8 protein-coding genes are annotated in these 21,627 nt (G+C 49.3%); 5 read left to right on the top strand and 3 right to left on the bottom strand.

The window, feature by feature from the left end; translation table 11 throughout:
* The first annotated feature begins 71 nt into the window (after window positions 1-71).
* Together thrS and infC are read left to right on the top strand one after the other, a co-directional pair.
* A complete protein-coding gene (gene thrS / locus QZT80_RS16095) occupies window positions 72-2,015 on the top strand; it encodes a threonine--tRNA ligase (protein ID WP_295124088.1) in 1,944 nt (647 codons plus the stop codon).
* Between the two features lie 61 nt (window positions 2,016-2,076).
* Complete coding sequence (gene infC / locus QZT80_RS16090) at window positions 2,077-2,922, top strand: translation initiation factor IF-3 (RefSeq protein ID WP_295124086.1); 846 nt, start codon at window positions 2,077-2,079, stop codon at window positions 2,920-2,922.
* A 47-nt stretch (window positions 2,923-2,969) separates the two neighbouring features.
* On the opposite strand, the gene QZT80_RS16085 is transcribed toward infC, so the two are convergent.
* Window positions 2,970-3,545 carry a hypothetical protein gene (locus QZT80_RS16085; protein ID WP_295124084.1) on the bottom strand — a complete coding sequence of 192 codons (576 nt, stop codon included), beginning with the start codon at window positions 3,543-3,545 and terminating at the stop codon, window positions 2,970-2,972.
* Between the two features lie 37 nt (window positions 3,546-3,582).
* Between QZT80_RS16085 and QZT80_RS16080 the strand changes: the two genes are divergently transcribed.
* On the top strand, window positions 3,583-4,563 hold the full coding sequence (locus tag QZT80_RS16080; RefSeq protein ID WP_295124082.1) for a cation diffusion facilitator family transporter: 981 nt from the start codon (window positions 3,583-3,585) through the stop codon (window positions 4,561-4,563).
* Here the strand turns inward: QZT80_RS16080 and QZT80_RS16075 are convergent, their stop codons facing one another.
* Window positions 4,564-5,781, bottom strand: coding sequence for a serine hydrolase (locus tag QZT80_RS16075; protein WP_295124080.1), 1,218 nt, complete (start codon window positions 5,779-5,781; stop codon window positions 4,564-4,566). It abuts the gene before it with no gap.
* Between the two features lie 258 nt (window positions 5,782-6,039).
* Here QZT80_RS16075 and serA point away from each other — a divergent pair, with 258 nt between their 5' ends.
* Together serA and QZT80_RS16065 are read left to right on the top strand one after the other, a co-directional pair.
* Entirely contained in the window at window positions 6,040-7,278 is a 1,239-nt protein-coding gene (gene serA / locus QZT80_RS16070; RefSeq protein ID WP_295124078.1) for a phosphoglycerate dehydrogenase, read from the top strand.
* A 145-nt stretch (window positions 7,279-7,423) separates the two neighbouring features.
* On the top strand, window positions 7,424-7,951 hold the full coding sequence (locus tag QZT80_RS16065; protein WP_295124075.1) for a transposase: 528 nt from the start codon (window positions 7,424-7,426) through the stop codon (window positions 7,949-7,951).
* A 65-nt stretch (window positions 7,952-8,016) separates the two neighbouring features.
* On the opposite strand, the gene QZT80_RS16060 is transcribed toward QZT80_RS16065, so the two are convergent.
* Window positions 8,017-21,627, bottom strand: coding sequence for a gliding motility-associated C-terminal domain-containing protein (locus QZT80_RS16060; protein WP_295124072.1), 13,611 nt, complete (start codon window positions 21,625-21,627; stop codon window positions 8,017-8,019).

Raw genomic sequence — 21,627 nt, 5'->3', positions numbered from 1 at the left:
CACTGCTGGTTAATTTCCACCCAAATGATTAACTTCGCAAGCATTTTATAAAGAAGATCTTAGAATAATATATGATCAACATTACACTCCCGGATGGAGCAGTCAGACAGTATGAACCAGGCGTATCCGCTCTGGACATTGCCAAGTCGATCAGCGAAGGACTTGCGCGCAAAGTATTATCGGCCAAAGTAAACGGCGAGGTGATCGATGCCACGCGCCCGATCACAACAGATAGTACGTTGCAGCTACTTACCTGGTCCGACAAAGAAGGCAAGTCTACGATGTGGCACTCTTCGGCCCACCTGATGGCCGAGGCCCTGGAAGCACTGTATCCAGGGGTGAAACTCGGTATTGGTCCCGCTATCGAAGGTGGTGGCTTCTACTACGATATTGATTTGGGCGACCGTCAGATCGGCGAAGAAGACCTGCGTAAGATAGAAGTGAAAATGAACGAACTGGCAAAGCAAAGCAGCGTTTATGTTCGTAAAGAAGTATCCAAAGCAGACGCACTTCAGTACTTTACCGAAAAACAGGACCAGTACAAACTGGAACTGATCGAAGGTTTGAACGACGGCGACATCACTTTTTACACCCAGGGTGGTTTTACCGACCTGTGTAAAGGTCCGCACATTCCGAACACTGGTTTTATCAAAGCGATAAAACTCACCAATATTGCCGGCGCTTACTGGCGTGGGAACGAAAAGAACAAGATGCTGACCCGCATCTACGGTATTACTTTCCCCAACCAGAAAGAGCTTGACGAGCACCTGACCCTGCTGGAGGAAGCGAAGAAACGCGACCACCGTAAACTGGGTAAGGAACTTGAGTTGTTCACCTTCTCCGAGAAAGTAGGTTTAGGTTTGCCTTTATGGCTGCCTAAAGGAGCTATGCTCCGCGAGCGTTTACAACAGTTCCTGCAAAAGGCGCAGATGGACAGTGGTTACCTGCCCGTAGTAACGCCGCATATCGGCAGCAAACAGCTGTACGTAACTTCCGGCCACTACGAGAAGTATGGTAAAGACAGCTTCCAGCCCATCAGCACACCTGAGGAGGGCGAGGAGTTCCTGTTAAAACCGATGAACTGTCCGCACCACTGCGAAATTTACAAGGCATCACCTAAGTCTTACAAAGATCTGCCCGTTCGCCTGGCCGAATTCGGTACCGTTTACCGTTACGAGCAACATGGCGAGCTGCATGGTTTGACCCGTGTACGTGGCTTTACACAGGATGATGCCCACCTTTTCTGCCGTCCCGACCAGGTGAAGGAAGAGTTTATTAAGGTGATAGACCTGGTGCTGTACGTATTCAAAAGCCTGAACTTCACTGACTATACCGCCCAGATTTCCCTGCGCGACAAGGAAGACCGCTCCAAGTACATTGGAACTGACGAGAACTGGAACCTGGCCGAGCAGGCGATTATCGAAAGCGCCCGGGAAAAAGGGCTGAATACCGTGGTAGAATACGGCGAAGCAGCATTTTATGGCCCGAAACTTGATTTCATGGTGAAAGATGCCCTGGGCCGTAAATGGCAGTTGGGTACGATACAGGTAGATTACAACCTTCCTGAACGCTTCGAACTCGAGTATATCGGTGCAGACAACGCCAAACACCGCCCTGTAATGATTCACCGTGCGCCATTTGGCTCCCTTGAACGTTTCATTGCGGTACTTATAGAACACGTAGCTGGTAAGTTCCCATTATGGCTGGCACCTACGCAGGTTAAAATCCTGCCAATCAGTGACAAAAGCCAGGCTTATGCAGAAAAAGTGGCAGAATTGCTGAAAAATTCGGAAATTCGCGCAGAGATTGACGATCGTAGCGAGAAAATCGGTAAGAAGATCCGCGAAGCAGAGCTGGCAAAAATTCCGTATATGCTGGTACTTGGAGAGAAGGAAGCTACCGATAACCTGGTTGCAGTACGCCGCCAGGCAAAAGGAGACCTCGGGACAATGGAGATCAAAAATTTCATCGATCTTATTACAGACGAGGTGATAAATCGTAAACCTTTTGAATAAGAAAGTTGTAATATTACGTATCGATCAGTAAAATTTAAATTAGTAACTTTTATTTTTCTTAATGCAACAAAGACCAAAGCCAAATTTTAACCGGGGTAAAGGCCCTAACTTCAGAAGAGAACAACAACAAGAACATCGCACAAACAGGATGATCCGCGTTCCTGAAGTTCGATTGGTAGGTGACAATGTGGAGGTCGGCGTTTATCGTACAGAAGACGCTCAGCGTATGGCGGACGACCAGGGCCTTGACCTTGTGGAAATTTCCCCAAATGCTGTTCCACCAGTATGCAGAATCATCGATTACAATAAATTCCTTTACGAGAAGAAGAAGAAGGAAAAGGAAATGAAAGCCAATGCGCATAAAAGCGAAGTAAAAGAAATTCGCTTTACGCCCAATACGGACGATCATGACTTTGACTTCAAGGCGAAACACGCTGAGAAATTCCTCAAAGAAGGTAATAAAGTAAAAACGTACGTTCAGTTTAAAGGTCGTGCTATCATGTTTAAAGAACGTGGTGAGTTGATTTTGCTGAAGTTCGCAGAACGCCTCGCTGAGGTGGGTGCGCTGGAAGGCATGCCTACCATGGAAGGTAAAAGGATGATCGCCATCTTCGCTCCTAAGAGCGCGAAGAAAAAACCATCTGGTGGTGGCGAGAAAGCGGAGAAAGCAGAAAGGCCGGAAAGACCTGAAAGGGCAGAACGTCCTGAACGCATCGAAAGGCCAGCACCGTCGCCGGCTGCTCAGAGTGGTGGTGGTACTACTACCCAGGTTACGCCTCAGGGCAGGCCTCCCATCAACATCCAGTACAAAAACAGGCCTATTGTACCGGCCCAACAGGCGCAGGCACCGGCACCGTCCGATAACCCGGCACCTTCTGAGAATAAGTCAGAAGAAAGCAGCAACTAATACAGGCTACATATTTATAAATACCCGGAGCGTTTGTTCCGGGTATTTTATTTTCCCAAGGCCTTCAGCGTTTTCTTGGCCCGCGAGCGTATACCCGCACTGGCCCCCTGCTCCAGCAGGTCTTCTATTACCAGTACTATTTCATTTTTAATTTCAGGGTAAGACTGGGCGAGGTTGCCCAGGATGGTCATACAGAAAGCCTTGACTGCAATGGTTTCCTGCGGGTCCTGTAAGAAGTCGAAACAATAGTTCATGACTTCGCCGTGCAGCTTTTCCGGTATCTGTATTTGCTGCAACACCGCCATTACATTGCGTTTAACCGCCACCGGTATACCATCGTGCCCTAAACGTTCCACTATTTCATCAAGATGAGGCGTGATGATGGGAGGGTGGTGTTCTGCTACATGGCGAAGCGTCCAGGCGGCACGTTGTACCACGCGGTACTCATCGTGCAAAAACAATTGCAGCAGCGCTGCGAAGCGCTTTTTGTCCTTACCTATCCAGGCAGCGATTTTGAGTGTTTGTTCCCTGGAATGTTCTTCCAATATGGCATTGCGGAGGTCCATACGACGAAGATATAAATATGTGGATACATTCCTGGTACGGATGATGTTGTAATCCATTCATTTAGTTGATATTTGCCGTACTAAATCTGTGGTTTTGCTTAGAAGAGAGTTTCGTATTATCCTGCTATCGCTGGCGGTGAGTTTTATACTTACCGTGGCGAAGTTCGGCGCCTATTTCATGACACATTCCGTTGCCATCCTCTCGGATGCCCTGGAATCGATCATCAACGTGGTGGCCGGGATGTTTGCGAGTTACAGCATCTACCTTACCAGTAAACCAAGAGACGAGAACCACCCGTACGGGCATGGAAAAGTAGAATTCTTTTCTATCGGTTTCGAAGGCGCGATGATCTTTATAGCAGGCCTTTTAATCCTTTTTAAGGCCGCCCAGTATTTCTTTACGCCGCATACGATTGAGGATGTAGACCATGGTTTATGGGCGATCGCGGGCACCACCGTTATCAACTACCTGCTCGGTCGTTACCTGGTGTTTGCAGGCAAACGTGCGGGCTCCATTACCTTAAGCGGAAACGGTCAGCACATCTTAACCGACGCCTATAGCTCTATCGCCCTTATCGGTGCCCTGCTGCTCATCCACTTCACCGGCTGGACCTGGGTAGACCCTGCCACTTCGGCCATCATGGGTAGTTTCATCCTGTTTAAAGGTTACCAGTTGCTGCGTAAATCCATTTCCGGCCTGATGGACGAAACGGATATGCAGACCGTAGATAAGGTGATAGATATCCTGTCGCGCAACCGCCATCCTATGTGGATAGACGTACACAACATGCGGGTACAACAATACGGCAACAACTATCATATAGATTGTCACATCACCATGCCTTATTACCTGGAACTGAGCCAGGTACATGATGAAATGAAAGCAGTGGACAGGCTCATCAACAGAGAGTTGGAGAACGGGGAAACAGAATTCTTTATACATACAGATCCCTGCCTGCCTACCAGTTGCTCCTGTTGCCAGCTTTTACAGTGTCCCGTGCGAAGTTATCCTTTTAAAGAAAAGATTGAATGGACCAGGAATAACGTGCTTCCGAACCGGAAACACGGAGGGTAATTACTCGTCGCCCGCCTCTTCACCATCACCATGCCCAATGGCATCACGAATAGGTTTTACTGCGTGATAGATAGCGCGGTTATACCTGTTGCCCAGTATTACAAGCGTGGTTGAATCCTGTACGAAACGATAGAACACGGTATTGTTACCATGCCACCATCCGTTGTGGTACACAATGTTATGAGCGTTACCAGGATACACCATCAGTCGCCAGCCCAAGCCATAGTTACGTATGCCTGGCTTTTCATTGCTGTAAGGCGTGAAGGCTTCCTTCAAAGTAGCCTCTGTAAAGAGCTTACCGGAATAAAGCGCCTGGTCCCATTTAAGCATATCGTTCACCGTGCTGTAAATTCCTTTATCACCTACCACACCATCAAAATTAACATCCGCTTCGGGACGACCGCGGAAGTCGTGGCTCACCGTTTGGTGCGGGCGTTTAGGCGCAGTACCGTCATCGATAAAAGTATGGGTCATATCCAGCGGCTGGAAGAAGGTATGCTGCATGTAATCAGCAAACTTTTCACCGCTGGCCTTTTCAACGATAGAGGCCAGCAGCAGGTAATTGGTATTGCAATACTGGAAATGCGTATTAGGCATATGTTGTATGCGCGGACGATGTTTTTCCATCAACCCGATTACATCATTGTTCGTCATCAGCTTTTTACGATCAGGCCAGAGGCTGTCGCAGAAATAAAGATAATTAGGCAACCCGCTGCGGTGATTCAACAACATACGCACGGTAATGCCTTTATAAGGGAAGTTGGGAAAGAAGTGCTGGAGACTATCTTCCAGTGACAGCTTCTGATTCTCCACCAGCTTCAGCGCTGCCATACCCGTAAAGGTTTTAGACACCGATGCTAATTGAAAACTGGAGCTGTCTGTAAGTGGAGACCGGGTTTTGAAGTCCTCGTACCCATTATATTGCTCGAAAAGCACAACACCTTTGCGGGCGAGTAGGATACTGCCGTTAAAGCCGCTCTTCTTCAGTTTATCTGCATATATGAACGCCATATCACGGCTTATTTGTTTACTACGGGCCGAATTACGTACAGCAGCCTGCTGGTCTTCGGTAAGGCCCAAAGTATATATGCTGTCTTTCTTCTTTCTGCCGTTGTTTGCGTCCTTCTTATGGGCCACGCTGCTACTGCACCCCGAAACCAGGACCAGTGTGGATATAGACATGGCTAAAACACCAATTGCTGCATTCTTGCGCTTCATCACTAATATAAAACTATGGGTCAGTTGTTATAAAAGCCTTAAAAATAGGTGCTGACGCTGCTTCTGCCAAATAAAATCCGGCAAATCACCAGTTTTTTAAGGAGTTTTTAAGATATGATGGTAAATATTATTCAAAAAATGAGCCAAGTCAGGGTGTTTTTTTGAGAAAATCGAATTTGACAGGGACAGTGTTTGATTTGTGCTGAAACTCTGGTAGGTTTGCGCTTTGGGACGTTTTGAAAACAATAGTACTTTTTTATGAGTGAACGTAAAATAACCAGTTATCCGAAGGAAAAGATCAACATTTTGCTCCTGGAGAACATCAGCGAGGCAGCAGCAAGCGAGTTTAAAGATGCAGGCTATGCGAACGTAAAGCGACTGACCGGCGCCCTCAGCGAAGAGGATCTGGTACGCGAAATTAAAGACGTACACCTTTTGGGCATCCGCTCCAAAACACACGTTACACCTGCGGTATTAGAAGCAGCCAATAAATTACAGGCAATCGGGTGCTTCTGTATCGGCACCAACCAGGTAGACCTTAAAACAGCCACAAAGTCGGGGGTAGCAGTATTTAATGCGCCCTATTCCAATACACGTTCGGTGGCCGAACTCGTGATCGGCCTTTCCATTATGCTCATCCGCCGCATTCCGGACAAAAACGCTGCTGCGCATGAAGGTATCTGGAAAAAAGAGGCTACCGGCAGTTTCGAACTGAGAGGTAAAACGCTCGGTATCGTAGGTTACGGCAACATCGGCAGCCAGGTAAGTGTATTGGCAGAAGGAATGGGGATGAACGTAATTTACTACGATGTGGAAACCAAACTACCGCTCGGTAACGCTTCGCAGGAACGTCAACTGAAAGAACTGTTTGGTAAATCAGATATCATCACCCTGCACGTGCCTTCAACTGCCCGTACAGAAAATATGATCGACCAGGAAATTCTTCAGTATGCCAAGAAGGGCGCGATATTCATCAACTACGCCAGGGGCGAAGTGGTGAACCTCGAACACCTGAGAGATGCACTAGTAAGTGGTCAGCTTTCCGGCGCCGCTATCGACGTATTCCCGGTAGAGCCTGAAAAGAATGGTGCTGCATTCAGCACACCATTACAGAAACTGCCTAACGTAATACTGACCCCGCACATCGGCGGAAGCACAGAAGAAGCGCAGTTCAATATTGGACTCGATGTAAGCGCCAAGATGCTGAACTACCTGGAAAAAGGTGCCAGCTTCGGTTCGCATACCATCCCAGCTATCAGTGTACCAGGCGTAGAGAACACCCATCGTATCCTGCACATCCATGCGAACGTGCCAGGTGTACTATCGGCCATCAATACAGCGCTTTCCCAGAACAAGATCAACATCCTGGGTCAGTACCTTAAAACCAACGACAACATTGGTTACGTGGTACTGGACGTAGATAGTGCCCTGTCTACCGAGGCAATTGCCTTGTTAAAAGAAGTGCCGCATACTATAAAAACGCGATTACTCTATTAGTATCAAAATAGCAAAGGAGGACAATCGTCCTCCTTTTTTTGCCCCAACATTAAGTGTCACTGGAGAAATTCTCTTCTCAAACTGACAATTTCTCGGCTCGTGGTTCCAAACACTCTCCCTAACTTTGGAGAAATTGTTAACCGCTATGGAACCAAAACTTTTTTACTGCACCGTCAGTATCAACAACAGGCAACGGGTGCTCGCATCAGACAAGTACAAGAACATTGTGATCCGTTATCTCCAATCGCTGCACGACAGAAAATGCGTGCGGATTTACGGTTATGTAATTATGCCCAATCATGTACACCTGTTATGGGAAGAGCTTCGGCCAAATGGCAGGGAGAAGCCGATGGATTGCCTGTTGCGGGGTACCGCCGAAAGCCTGCGCCATTTATTACGAAAGGAACAACCGATCATGCTTGAGCGCGTGCTGCATACGAGTGGATATCCGGAGGGAGCCATCTGGGAAACGCCGGTTAAAACAACCGGTATCAGTAGCGAGCGTGAGCTCGTTCATCTGCTGCACATGATGCATACAAATCCGATGCGCGCCAACTGGCAACTTTGTCGTGATGCGGGCGATTATCCTTATTCTTCGAACGGCTTTTATACGCGGGGAAAAGACCTGTTTTACATGGTTACCCATTACAAAGACTGGGTACAACAGGGATGAAAAAAGAGAGGCTGCACAAGGCAGCCTCTCTGTGAAAGAACCGTAAATGTTGTTTGTTTACCAGGTTAGCGAATTACGGTCACTTCGCCTTTAAGTATGAATACCGGTCCGTTCTGAACTTTCTTGTAACTCATCCACCATACGAAAGTGGAATTGTCAACCGGCTTGCCTTTGTATTTACCATCCCATCCTTTGTGCAGATCTTTCGAGATGAAGATCATTTCGCCCCAACGGTTGAAGATGCGTAATTCATAGTCATACATCGGACCTCTTACCACAGGGCGGAAGACGTCGTTTCGTCCGTCACCGTTTGGAGAGAAGGCATTAGGTATATCCGGTTTGCTTTCACACTCCATGAAGTCTACAATGATTTCATCGGTAGTGCTTCCGCAATCGTTATAAGCGGTTACTGAGTAAGTGCCTGGCTCAGTTACGTTGAGGGTCGGGCCTGTTTGGCCGTTGCTCCAGCGGATGTGCGTAGCATCTTCCAGCAGTTTCGGTTTGATGGTGTAAGTAAGACCGCGGCAGATCATGGTATCGTTGCCAAGGCTCACTTTAGGAGCGCCTGCCACTCTTACCCTGATGCTGTCTGATATTACGTTGTCGCAGTATCGGTCAAGTATGCTCAGGATATATGTACCAGCCCTGTCTATTGCCTTGATCGGGTTGCGATCACCGTCATTCCACAGGTAGTTCGCTGCATCATTGTTCCTTGCGTCGATAGTGAAACGTCCGTCTGGGCAAATGATCCTGTCTGGTCCAAGTTCGAACCTGAGCGGTGATCTCATTTTCACCTGTACGGTATCTCTAACTATGCAACGGTCTCTTGTTACAGCTACCCAGTAGTTACCGGCTTTGTTTACCGCGATAGAGTTCGCGGTTTCTCCGGTTACCCATTGTACACGGCCGGCATTAGATGTAACCGTGAGTACAACCGACTGGCCAGGACAGATAGTGGTATCTGAGCGGAGCGTGATGTCTGGCGGAGGATTCACCGTTACGTTCACCGTATCGATGGTGATACAACCGTTCTTCATCACCCTTACCCAGAACTGTTCCTGCGTGCTTACGTTGATAGCAGGGGTGGTGGCACCGGTGCTCCAGAGGTAAGTAGCGCCTGTTACAGTTGCGTTCAGTCTTACTGATTGACCGCGACAGATGGTAGTATCCGGCAGGTTGATCAGCGGCATTGGTATCAGGGCCACTTTAATTGTATCCCTGGTTACGCAGATGCCATTGCTTACCTGTACCCAGTAAGTACCAGCCTGCAGTACTTTAATACGTTGTGTAGTGGCGCCTGTACTCCATACAATGGTATTGTTGAAGTTGGTAGCACCTGCATCCAGCACTATACCATCGCCACCGCATATGCTGGTGTCTTTGCCGAGGTTTACAACCGGTGTCTGGATGTAATTCAGCTGGTATGTCATGGTATCAGAAGTGCAACCCGTTACGCCATCTCTCACGATGAAGGATGCAGTAGTAGCACCATTCAGGTTAAAGCGGTTGCTGGTTTGTGACAGCGGTACCCTTACTGCATTGGATGGCGTTACGCCTACCAGTATATAAGTCGGCCTGGTCACCGGATTCACTGTTTCGATAGTGAAGAATGGATTAGTTGAACAGTTCTGTGGCAGCGTCGGTCTCAGTGCTGGTTTCGGACATGGTACGATGGTAATTACCTGTACTCTTTCCTCAGCCCTGTTACCGCATGCATCCGTTACATTCCACCTTCTGGTGATGGTATAACCGTTACAGATGTCTGCAACAAATGGATCAACTGTCATCACTGCATTTTTCGGGAAGGTGCCGTCACAGTTGTCTGTGGCTCTAAGCACCACCGCTGCAGGTACTGGTTGCTGACAGGTTACTGTTATGTTGGCCGGAGCCGGAGCAATAACAGGCCTTGTAGTATCCTGTACAGTGATTACCTGGCGTACGATGTTTGAATTGCCGCACTCGTCGATAGCCGTCCAGGTACGTACGAGCCTGTAGTTGCAGGAGTTCGGGATGTTTTCCCTTACCTCTGTCTGCGTCACTTTCACCTTGCTGTTCACGCTACAGTTGTCGGTAGCAGTAACAGTAGGTTTAGATGGTATCGCATCACAGTTCACCGTAGTATCCCTTGGCGGAGCGATCGAGAACACAGGCCTTATAGTATCCTGTACGGTGAGTATCTGCTGCATGATGGCTGTGTTACCACATTCGTCTTTCGCAGTCCAGGTACGTATGAGCCTGTAGTTGTTGCTGCAGGTAGCGCTCAGGAACTGTTTAGTCTGACTGATCGTGATCGTTACACCGTTCGGGTTACAGTTGTCGGTAGCTGTTACCACCGGCCATGCTGGCACCTCGTTACAGTTCACTGTTGTATCCCTCATTGGCGCGGAGGTGAACACCGGCCTTGTGGTATCCTGTACAGTGAGTATCTGCGTTGCAACGGTCAGGTTACCACATTCATCCCTGGCGGTCCAGGTACGGATCAGGCGGTAGCTGCCGGTACAGTTAGCGTTAGCGATTTCTTCGCGTTGTTCGTTCCTGGTAACAGTAACCCTGTTTGCAGCAGAACAGTTATCGGTGGCGATCAGGTCTGGCTGTGCAGGTACATTACCACAATCAACCGTTGCGTTAGCAGGTATCGGTGTGGTGAACACCGGCCTTGTGGTATCCTGTACGGTAATGATCTGCAGGGCAGTGGTATAGTTACCACATTCGTCGGTAGCGGTCCAGGTGCGTAACAACCTGTAGTTGTTGTCGCATGCGCCGGCTATATCCACACGCTGTTCGTTGCGGGTGATCGTCACATTCGCTGCGGGGCTACAGTTGTCGGTAGCAGCCAGGGCAGGCATGGTCGGAATCGCATCACAGTTCACAGTAGTATCTCTTGGGATAGCTATTACGAACCTTGGTTTCACCATATCCTGCACAGTAATGATCTGCTGTACAGTGGTAGTGTTGCCACATTCGTCGGTAGCAGTCCAGGTGCGCAGTAACTGGTAGTTATTTACGCAGGCGCCTGGAGTGTTCACCCTTTGTTCGTTTTTAGTCACCGTTACAGCGTTCGGGCTGCAAAGGTCGGTAGCGCTCATATCAGGTTGCAGCGGTACGCTATCGCAGGTCACAGTTACATTAGCAGGAGCAGGGGTAGTAAATACCGGCCTGGTGGTATCCTGTACAGTAATCGTCTGCGTTGCGGAGCGGATGTTACTACATTCGTCTGTGGCGGTCCAGGTGCGGATTAACTGGTAGTTATTCCTGCATGCGCCCGGAATATTCACGCGCTGCTCGTTTTTAGTAAGCGTTACCCTTGTTACAGGGCTACAGTTGTCTGAAGCCTGCAGGTCTGGCAGTTGTGGTATTGCGCTACAATCTACGGTAGTGTCGGCAGGTATTGCTACTGTAAACACAGGCCTTGTAGTGTCAATTACGGTGATCGTCTGGGTAATCGTAGTTGAGTTGTTACACTCATCTATTGCTGTCCAGGTGCGTACGATCAGGTAGTTGTTCGCGCAACGTCCAGGTATTGGCTGTATGCTCTGACCCGGTATGATCTGGATGGCTGATGCCGGACTGCAATTATCGGTAGCAGTCATGGTAACCGCTGTTGGTATTGAGTCACAGCTTACGGTGATGTTAGCAGGCGCTGGCAGGTTAAACACCGGTCTGGTAGTATCCGCCACGGTGATGGTTTGCTGTACGCTGGTGCTGTTACCACAGATATCGAAGGCCGTCCAGGTTCGGATGAGGCTGTAACTGTTCGCACAGTTGCCGTCCACCCTTGTTTGTACGTATGTGATACGGATATCGGCCACTGGCGTACAGTTGTCGCTGGCAGTAAGCGTAGGCTCAGTTGGTATCGCATCGCAGGACACTGCAATATCTGCAGGCGCTGTGATCACGAATACAGGCCTTGTCGTATCCATAACGGTGATTACCTGTTTGATGCTGTCCACGTTACCACACACATCGGTAGCGTACCAGGTACGGGTGATGCGGTAGTTGCTGCAAGATCCGACAGAATCAACTCTGGTGGTCATGGTAACAGTTACACCGGCAGGGCTGCATGCGTCCGTAGCAGTTACTACAGGAGCAGATGGCAGGGCACTACATTCAACTGTGGTGTCGGCCGGTACTGTTATCATATTGAACACCGGTTTGGTAGTATCGATCACAGTCAGTACCTGTTTAACACTATCCATGTTACCGCAGGTATCGGTGGCGATCCAGGTACGGATTAACTGGTAGTTGTTGAAGCAGGCGCCTGCTGCACGGGCTGTATCCTGGCGGTAGTCAATCCTTACAGGGAACTGGCTACATGCATCGGTGGCGGTTACAGCAGCAGCAGCAGGTATTGTGCTACATTCTACTGTGGCATCAGCCGGTACAGTGGCAGGATCAAATACTGGACGTGTAGTATCGATCACGGTAATGATCTGTTTCACACTATCCATATTACCACAGGTATCGGTAGCGATCCAGGTACGGATCAGCTGGTAGTTGTTTACACAAGCTGCTCCGGTACGTGATGTATCCTGGCGGTAGTCGATCCTCACAGGGAACTGGCTACAAGCGTCGGTCGCCGTTACATTGGCAGCTCCCGGGATCACATTACATTCTACGGTCACGTCGGCCGGTACAGTGGCTGGATTAAACACTGGGCGTGTGGTGTCGATCACCGTAATGATCTGTTTCACACTATCCATGTTACCACAGGTATCGATCGCGGTCCAGGTGCGGATCAACTGGTAGTTGTTCGCGCAGGCAGCACCGGTACGGGAGGTATCCTGGCGGTAGTCGATACGAACAGGGTAGATGCTGCAGGCATCGGTAGCTGTTACAGTAGCAGCGCCCGGGATGGCGTTACATTCTACTGTGGCGTCAGCCGGTACAGTTGCAGGATCAAACACAGGGCGTGTAGTGTCGATCACGGTAATGATCTGTTTCACACTATCCATGTTACCGCAGGTATCGGTAGCAATCCAGGTGCGGATCAGCTGGTAGTTGTTTACACAAGCACCAGCAGTGCGTGATGTATCCTGGCGGTAGTCGATACGAACAGGGTAGATGCTGCAGGCGTCGGTGGCGGTCAGTGTAGCTGCACCAGGGATGGCGGTACATTCTACTGTTACGTCAGCCGGTACTGTAGCAGGATCAAACACAGGGCGTGTGGTATCGATCACCGTAATGATCTGTTTCACACTGTCCATGTTACCGCAGGTATCGGTAGCGATCCAGGTACGGATCAACTGGTAATTATTAATACAGGTCGATGTGGTACGTGATGTGTCCTGACGGTAGTCAATCCTTACAGGGAACTGGCTACATGCATCGGTAGCGGTTACAGCAGCAGCACCAGGGATAGCGGTACATTCTACTGTTACGTCAGCCGGCACAGTGGCAGGATCAAATACTGGACGTGTGGTATCGATCACGGTAATGATCTGTTTAACACTATCCATATTACCACAGGTATCGGTAGCGATCCAGGTACGGATCAACTGGTAGTTGTTTACGCAAGCTGCTCCGGTACGTGATGTATCCTGGCGGTAGTCGATCCTCACAGGGAACTGGCTACATGCGTCGGTTGCCGTTACATTGGCAGCTCCCGGAATCACATTACATTCTACGGTCACATCGGCCGGCACAGTGGCTGGATCAAACACTGGCACAGTGGTATCGATCACGGTAATGATCTGTTTAACACTGTCAGCGTTACCGCAGGTATCAGTAGCGATCCAGGTACGGATCAACTGGTAATTATTAAGACATGCACCAATTGCGCGCACCGTATCCTGACGATAATCGATGCGAACAGGGTAGGTGCTACATGCGTCGGTAGCTGTCACCGTAGCAGCACCAGGGATAGCGTCACATTCAACTGTTACGTTCGCAGGTACCGTGGCAGGATCGAACACCGGCACAGTAGTATCTACTACAGTAATGGTTTGTTTAACACTGTCAGCGTTACCGCAGGTATCAGTAGCGATCCAGGTGCGAACTAACTGGTAGTTATTAAGACATGCACCAACTGCACGCACCGTATCCTGACGGTAAGTAATGGTTACAGGGAAAGTGCTACATGCGTCGGTAGCTGTTACAGTTGCGGCACCAGGGATAGCGTCACACTCAACCGTTACGTTTGCAGGTACAGTGGCAGGATCGAACACCGGCACAGTAGTATCTACTACAGTAATCGTTTGTTTAACACTATCAGCGTTACCGCAAGTATCAGTAGCGATCCAGGTGCGGATCAGCTGGTAGTTAATAAGACATGCACCAATTGTGCGCACCGTGTCCTGACGGTAATCGATGCGAACAGGGTAGGTGCTACATGCGTCGGTAGCAGTCACCGTAGCAGCACCAGGGATAGCGTCACACTCAACCGTTACGTTGGCAGGTACAGTGGCTGGATTGAACACCGGCACAGTAGTATCTACTACAGTAATGGTTTGTTTAACACTGTCGGCATTACCGCAGGTATCAGTAGCGATCCAGGTACGGATCAACTGGTAGTTGCTTACACATGCACCAACCGTGCGCACGGTGTCCTGACGGTAATCAATGCGAACAGGGTAGGTGCTGCATGCGTCGGTAGCTGTTACAGTTGCGGCACCAGGAATAGCGTCACACTCAACCGTTACGTTTGCAGGTACAGTGGCTGGATTGAACACCGGCACAGTAGTATCTACTACAGTAATGGTTTGTTTAACACTATCGGCGTTACCACAAGTATCAGTAGCGATCCAGGTACGGATCAACTGGTAATTATTAAGACATGCACCAATTGTGCGCACCGTGTCCTGACGGTAATCGATGCGAACAGGGTAGGTGCTACATGCGTCGGTAGCTGTTACAGTTGCGGCACCAGGAATAGCGTCACACTCAACTGTTACGTTCGCAGGTACCGTGGCTGGATTGAACACCGGCACAGTAGTATCTACTACAGTAATGGTTTGTTTAACACTATCAGCGTTACCGCAAGTATCAGTAGCGATCCAGGTACGAACTAACTGGTAGTTATTAAGACATGCACCAATTGCACGCACTGTATCCTGACGGTAAGTAATGGTTACAGGGAAAGTGCTACATGCATCGGTAGCTGTTACAGTAGCGGCACCAGGGATGGCGTCACACTCAACCGTTACATTCGCAGGTACAGTGGCTGGATTGAACACCGGCACAGTAGTATCTACTACAGTAATCGTTTGTTTAACACTATCGGCGTTACCACAGGTATCAGTAGCGATCCAGGTGCGAACTAACTGGTAGTTATTAAGACATGCACCAACTGCACGCACCGTATCCTGACGGTAAGTAATTGTTACAGGGAAAGTGCTACAAGCGTCGGTAGCAGTCACCGTAGCGGCACCAGGGATAGCGTCACATTCAACTGTTACGTTCGCAGGTACAGTGGCAGGATTGAACACCGGCACAGTTGTATCTACTACAGTAATGGTCTGTTTAACACTGTCAGCGTTACCGCAGGTATCAGTAGCGATCCAGGTACGAACTAACTGGTAATTATTAAGACATGCACCAACTGCACGAACCGTGTCCTGACGGTAAGTAATTGTTACAGGGTATGTACTACATGCGTCGGTAGCAGTCACTGTAGCGGCACCAGGGATAGCGTCACACTCAACCGTTACGTTCGCAGGTACCGTGGCAGGATTGAACACCGGCACAGTAGTATCTACTACAGTAATCGTTTGTTTAACACTGTCAGCGTTACCACAAGTATCAGTAGCGATCCAGGTACGGATCAACTGGTAGTTATTAAGACATACGCCAACTGCACGCACCGTATCCTGACGGTAAGTAATTGTTACAGGGAAAGTGCTACAAGCGTCGGTAGCATTCACCGTAGCGGCACCAGGGATGGCGTCACATTCAACTGTTACGTTTGCAGGTACAGTGGCTGGATTGAACACCGGCACAGTGGTATCTACTACAGTAATGGTCTGTTTAACACTGTCAGCGTTACCACAAGTATCAGTAGCGATCCAGGTACGGATCAGCTGGTAATTATTAAGACATGCACCAACCGCACGCACTGTATCCTGACGGTAAGTAATTGTTACAGGGAAAGTGCTACATGCGTCGGTAGCTGTTACAGTTGCGGCACCAGGGATAGCGTCACATTCAACTGTTACGTTCGCAGGTACCGTGGCAGGATTGAACACCGGCACAGTGGTATCTACTACAGTAATCGTTTGTTTAACACTGTCAGCGTTACCGCAGGTATCGGTAGCGATCCAGGTACGAACTAACTGGTAATTATTAAGACATGCACCAATTGCACGCACTGTATCCTGACGGTAAGTAATGGTTACAGGGAAAGTGCTACATGCGTCGGTAGCTGTCACCGTAGCGGCACCAGGGATAGCGTCACACTCAACCGTTACGTTCGCAGGCACTGTAGCAGGATTGAACACCGGCACAGTGGTATCTACTACAGTAATGGTTTGTTTAACACTATCAGCGTTACCGCAAGTATCAGTAGCGATCCAGGTGCGAACTAACTGGTAGTTATTAAGACATGCGCCCACTGCACGCACTGTATCCTGACGGTAAGTAATGGTTACAGGGAAAGTGCTACAAGCGTCGGTAGCAGTTACCGTAGCGGCACCAGGGATGGCGTCACACTCAACCGTTACGTTCGCAGGTACAGTAGCAGGATTGAACACCGGCACAGTGGTATCTACTACAGTAATCGTTTGTTTAACACTGTCAGCGTTACCACAAGTATCAGTAGCGATCCAGGTACGGATCAACTGGTAGTTGCTTACACATGCACCAACCGTGCGCACCGTATCCTGACGGTAATCAATGCGAACAGGGTAGGTGCTACAAGCGTCGGTAGCAGTCACCGTAGCGGCACCAGGGATAGCGTCACACTCAACTGTTACGTTCGCAGGTACAGTAGCAGGATTGAACACCGGCACAGTAGTATCTACTACAGTAATGGTCTGTTTAACACTGTCAGCGTTACCGCAAGTATCAGTAGCGATCCAGGTACGGATCAACTGGTAGTTGCTTACACATGCACCAACCGTGCGCACGGTGTCCTGACGGTAATCAATGCGAACAGGGTAGGTGCTGCATGCGTCGGTAGCTGTTACTGTTGCGGCACCAGGGATCGCGTCACACTCAACCGTTACGTTCGCAGGTACAGTGGCTGGATTGAACACCGGCACAGTGGTATCTACTACAGTAATGGTTTGTTTAACACTGTCAGCGTTACCGCAAGTATCAGTAGCGATCCAGGTACGGATCAACTGGTAATTATTAAGACATGCACCAATTGTGCGCACCGTGTCCTGACGGTAATCGATGCGAACAGGGAAGGTGCTACATGCGTCAGTAGCAGTCACTGCAGCCGCACCAGGAATAGCGTCGCATTCTACGGTCACATTCGCAGGTACAGTGGCAGGATTGAACACCGGCACAGTAGTATCCACTACAGTAATCGTTTGTTTTACGCTATCCATATTGCCGCAAGTATCGCGGGCAATCCAGGTACGAACTAACTGGTAGTTATTAAGACATGCACCAGCAGCACGCACCGTATCCTGGCGATAAATCATCCGAACCGGCGCTGTGTTACATACATCAGTTGCGGTTACAGTAGCTACTGCAGGTATAGCAGTACATTCTACCGTTGCGTCCGCAGGTATCGTAGCAACATTAAATACTGGTCTGGTAGTATCTATTACGGTAATGATCTGTTTAATACTGTCCATGTTACCACAACCATCCTGGGCAATCCAGGTGCGGATTAACTGGTAGTTATTAAGGCAGGTGCTGGTAGCGCGTGAAGTATCCTGACGGTAAGTGATAGTTGCACTGCTGCATTCGTCTGTAGCAGTAACTACAGGCACCGCAGGAATAGCACCACACTCAGCTGTTGCGTTAACAGGAAGCGGCAGGTTAAATGTAGGCCTGGTTGTATCCTGTACGGTAAGCGTTTGCGCTGTTTGTACAAATCTGCCACAAGAGTCGGTAGCTCTCCAGGTACGGCTGATCAATGTGTTACAACCTGATGTAGTTGTGGTGTCTGCGGTCGTGATAGTCATCGACACGCCATCAGGATGTGTAAATACTGGTGTACCGAATTCGGTAGTATAATCTGCACCGGTCACACAATTAACTGTTTTGGCCGGAGGCGTAGAGGTTACTACTGGTGTATTCCTGATCACTTTTACTTCTATAACATTGCTTATTACCGTAGCACAAGGTGCAGAGGTAGCGCGGCGATGGTAATAATAAGTAGTAGTGATAGCACCCGGATTGTATGTTGCTGTTGTAACACCAACGGGCATGAATACTCCTGTAGCGGTAGTGCTACGGAACCATGCATATGTATATGTTCCGGTACCACCGGCAATAGTCTCATCTGGCACAAGCGTAGCGGCAGATGAACCAAGACAGATCACCTGGTTGCTGGCAATATGGTTATTAGTTATTGGAGAGAGGTTGGTAAGGTCTACTGTATCTGGTATACCAACGCAGGCACCTTGTCTTACTGTCCAGATCAGCGAGGCGGTAGTGCCTACCGGAACGGTAACGCCCGTTGTAGCACTGGTTGGATTGGCAATCGTTGCCGTTCCACCAACTACCTGCGTCCATGAACCGGTTTGTCCCGCAGTGAGTGCAGGGCTGGCTGTTACGTTGAAGGCTGCATTATTACAATTGGGCGCTACTGCGGTCAGATTCGGCTTATTAGGCATCTGATCTACGTTGACAGTTACGACCATACAAGGGGTAGCCGCACAAGCTGTTCCTGCAGACGCACTAACATAATATACCGTAGATGAAGTAGGGGATACATTGATCGTATCGCCAGTACCTACTACTGTGCCGCCGCAAGAACCTCTGTACCACGTAAATACTGCGCCCGGCGATTTATAACCGTAAGCGATCAGCCTGATACTCGAACCTGTACAGATAGTTGCAGCGCTTGGGCTAACTGAATCTATCCTGGAAGGTCGTTCAACCCTTAATACGAAGTCGGCCGACACGCTACAGGTGGATGGTGCTGTATTTGATCCGTTCGCAACAGCAGCTGTCATCCTGAAAGTATAGGTGCCGGAATCTGCTGTAGCAGGGTACGGCACAGCCATCGAGGTTGCTGCATTGTTCAACGTTTGATCTGTAATATTCACAAATCCTGGCATCGGATTGCTACCTGTGGCTATAATTGAATAGCGGGTCGCATTGCTGGATGCGGCGTAGGTGAGCGTGAAGTTGCCACCGGCCACACAGGTTGTGATGGGCGAACCAACGGTAAGTGTTGGCGCTGCCAGCATATTAATAGTTACGTTGGAACTACTTGGCGTACACACATTAGCTGTATCACGCAGCGTCCATGTTAACACGATGCCTGTTCTCGGCAAAGCGCCGCTAAAGCTCATCGTTGCAGCAGGATTACTTGCGTCGCTGAAGGTTACACCTGCAACCGAGCTGGTCCAGGTACCATATTCATTACCAAGTGGTGCATTAGCGGCCAGAGTTACTGAACTGGTCCCACAAACCGTTTGTGTTGGTCCGGCAACCGCAGTTTGCGGCCTGCTAACGTTCCTGATCGTGATCTGGCTAACGGTTTGACAACCTGTAGCAACTGTCGACCAGGAGGTCCACTGTACAGTAATGGTTTGATCCAGCGGAAGACTGCGCACTCTTGTGCTTAAGCTGGTGGGTGTTTCTATATAAGCTCCGTAAGCATTGCCTACAATTGTCCAAGCCCCTTGCTGGTTGGCGCTTAGCGAGCTGGCGGCAATATTAACGTCTGTTGCCGCACATAGGTTTTGAGATGGCGTGGTAATACGCGATGTTGGTGCCACTACCCCTGTTACATTGATGGGGTCCGAAGCGTTACAACCTCCGTTTACAACGGTAGCGGTGTAAGTAACATACCCGTTGGTCACCGGCGTCACCGTAATGGTTTGTCCCGGATAGTTGCTATAGGTACCTCCACTCCATCTTATATCAAATGCCGCATTATGACTTCCGGCATCGAGTGTAATAGGTGTACCGATACAGGTAGAAACGTCCGGCCCAAGGTTAACGATGGGTAATGTATCTACATACACGGTAGCCGTATCGTATGAAGAACAGGTTTTGCCATTGCCGTAATTGGCAACAGCTTCTACTATATATTCAGATGTTTCTAGCGGACGGGCGTCTATCCTGCTGAAGTTGGGTCCGCCCAACGGGATAAGGGCCGGCCCTGCGAAATTGTAAATATCATAGCCGGGCGGGTTCGATAGCACCTCCAGCCGCACTGTACTGCCTCTACATATTCGGTTTGCACTTAGAGAGATAACCGGCTTTTCCAGGATGGTTAACTCCACATTGTTACCAGGCGTGTAACAGTTAGCCGCATTTTGGTTGCCCGCCTCATAAATCATCAGGCGGAAACGTTCGGTACCTACAGTGTTCAGCACTCCTGCAGCAATGTTAAGCGTAGCAGTAGTTTCACCTGTATAACCAGCGCCGGATACTATATCCCAAACGCCGGTAACATTATTAAAGTGCTGCCATTGGAAAAGAGGATTTAAAAAATAGTTAACAGGATCTATCTCAGAAGTAAGGCGGATGGGAGCGCCCTGACAAATCGCATCACGGTCACTCTTCAATCCATCTATATAAGAAAATATTTTAGGTGCGCAATATTCAAACGCGATATCGTCAATCGCAATGTCGTTACCGCAACCACCCGGGTGGTCGTTCCTGATTTTTAATACTACTGAAGTCTGCCCTGCAGCCAAACGAATACTTCCGCCGAACCTTACCCACTTATCGGTGGAGGCCAGGTTGGCAGATACGTCGCGGGTAGGGAAGTTAGCAAGCTGCGTGCCTGTCGCCAGATCTTCGATGATAAACGTTACGCCCGTATACTCATAACCCGACCGGCAGTTGTTTTCCAACACCTGCCTTCCGTCGAGGTTCTGGAACCAGGCGGTAAAGTTATATACCGCACCGGGACACAGTCCTGTAATTTCCTTTCGGAAGAAGGTCTTAGGTGTTTCGGAAGAGTTACAAATAAGCATACCACCCCGGGTATCACCGGTGTGGTCAGAAGAAGCGGCCCATTCAGTACGGCCACCTACCTGCGTGTCCCAATATACGTTGTACCAGTCATCCGCAAGGGCGGTTGTGGTATTACAGTTATATTCGATGATCGGAGGGGCGGGGGCAGGAGGGTTTGTGATACATCTTCTGGCTTCCCCTGCGGCAAACGTACCAAAGGTTTCCTTGAAGTTTGCGGAAGACACGAAGCTACCCAGACACTCCTGTATGCTACAGTCGTAAGTCCGGATCGTACGGACCGGAGTTGTTCGCCGGCCGCTGGTGTTAGCACCGGGAAAGATATCCGCATATATTTCGTAGTCACCAAGTTGCAAAAGGTTAATCGTAATCGACTGGCCCTTACCACTGGAAATAAAACGGAGCCCGTTAAAACCTATCGTCGACGACGATGTGATCTTAAAAGCAGCTCCGACTGGCGGTTTTATCCACCATTCCACACGGTTGATGAATTCGTCGTTCTGAAAATATGCGTGCATCGTGGCGTAGTTGCCCATACACACCTCTGCAGGTGTGATAATCCGGGCAGTTTGCGCCTTCGCGATAAAGGTGCACGCAAGCAAGGTCAATAGGAGTAAAAATTTTCTCAT

Origin of the sequence: uncultured Chitinophaga sp., assembly GCF_902168175.1 — a bacterium.
GTDB lineage: Bacteria > Bacteroidota > Bacteroidia > Chitinophagales > Chitinophagaceae > Chitinophaga.
The sequence above is the reverse complement of the archived record's forward strand: the minus strand, read 5'-3'. Positions and strand labels throughout refer to the sequence as shown.

Coding starts and splice junctions, on each gene's coding strand:
- thrS (WP_295124088.1), top strand. CDS start 72: ATGATCAACATTACACTCCCGGATGGAGCAGTCAGACAGTATGAACCA.
- infC (WP_295124086.1), top strand. CDS start 2,077: ATGCAACAAAGACCAAAGCCAAATTTTAACCGGGGTAAAGGCCCTAAC.
- QZT80_RS16085 (WP_295124084.1), bottom strand. CDS start 3,545: ATGGATTACAACATCATCCGTACCAGGAATGTATCCACATATTTATAT.
- QZT80_RS16075 (WP_295124080.1), bottom strand. CDS start 5,781: ATGAAGCGCAAGAATGCAGCAATTGGTGTTTTAGCCATGTCTATATCC.
- serA (WP_295124078.1), top strand. CDS start 6,040: ATGAGTGAACGTAAAATAACCAGTTATCCGAAGGAAAAGATCAACATT.
- QZT80_RS16065 (WP_295124075.1), top strand. CDS start 7,424: ATGGAACCAAAACTTTTTTACTGCACCGTCAGTATCAACAACAGGCAA.
- QZT80_RS16060 (WP_295124072.1), bottom strand. CDS start 21,627: ATGAGAAAATTTTTACTCCTATTGACCTTGCTTGCGTGCACCTTTATC.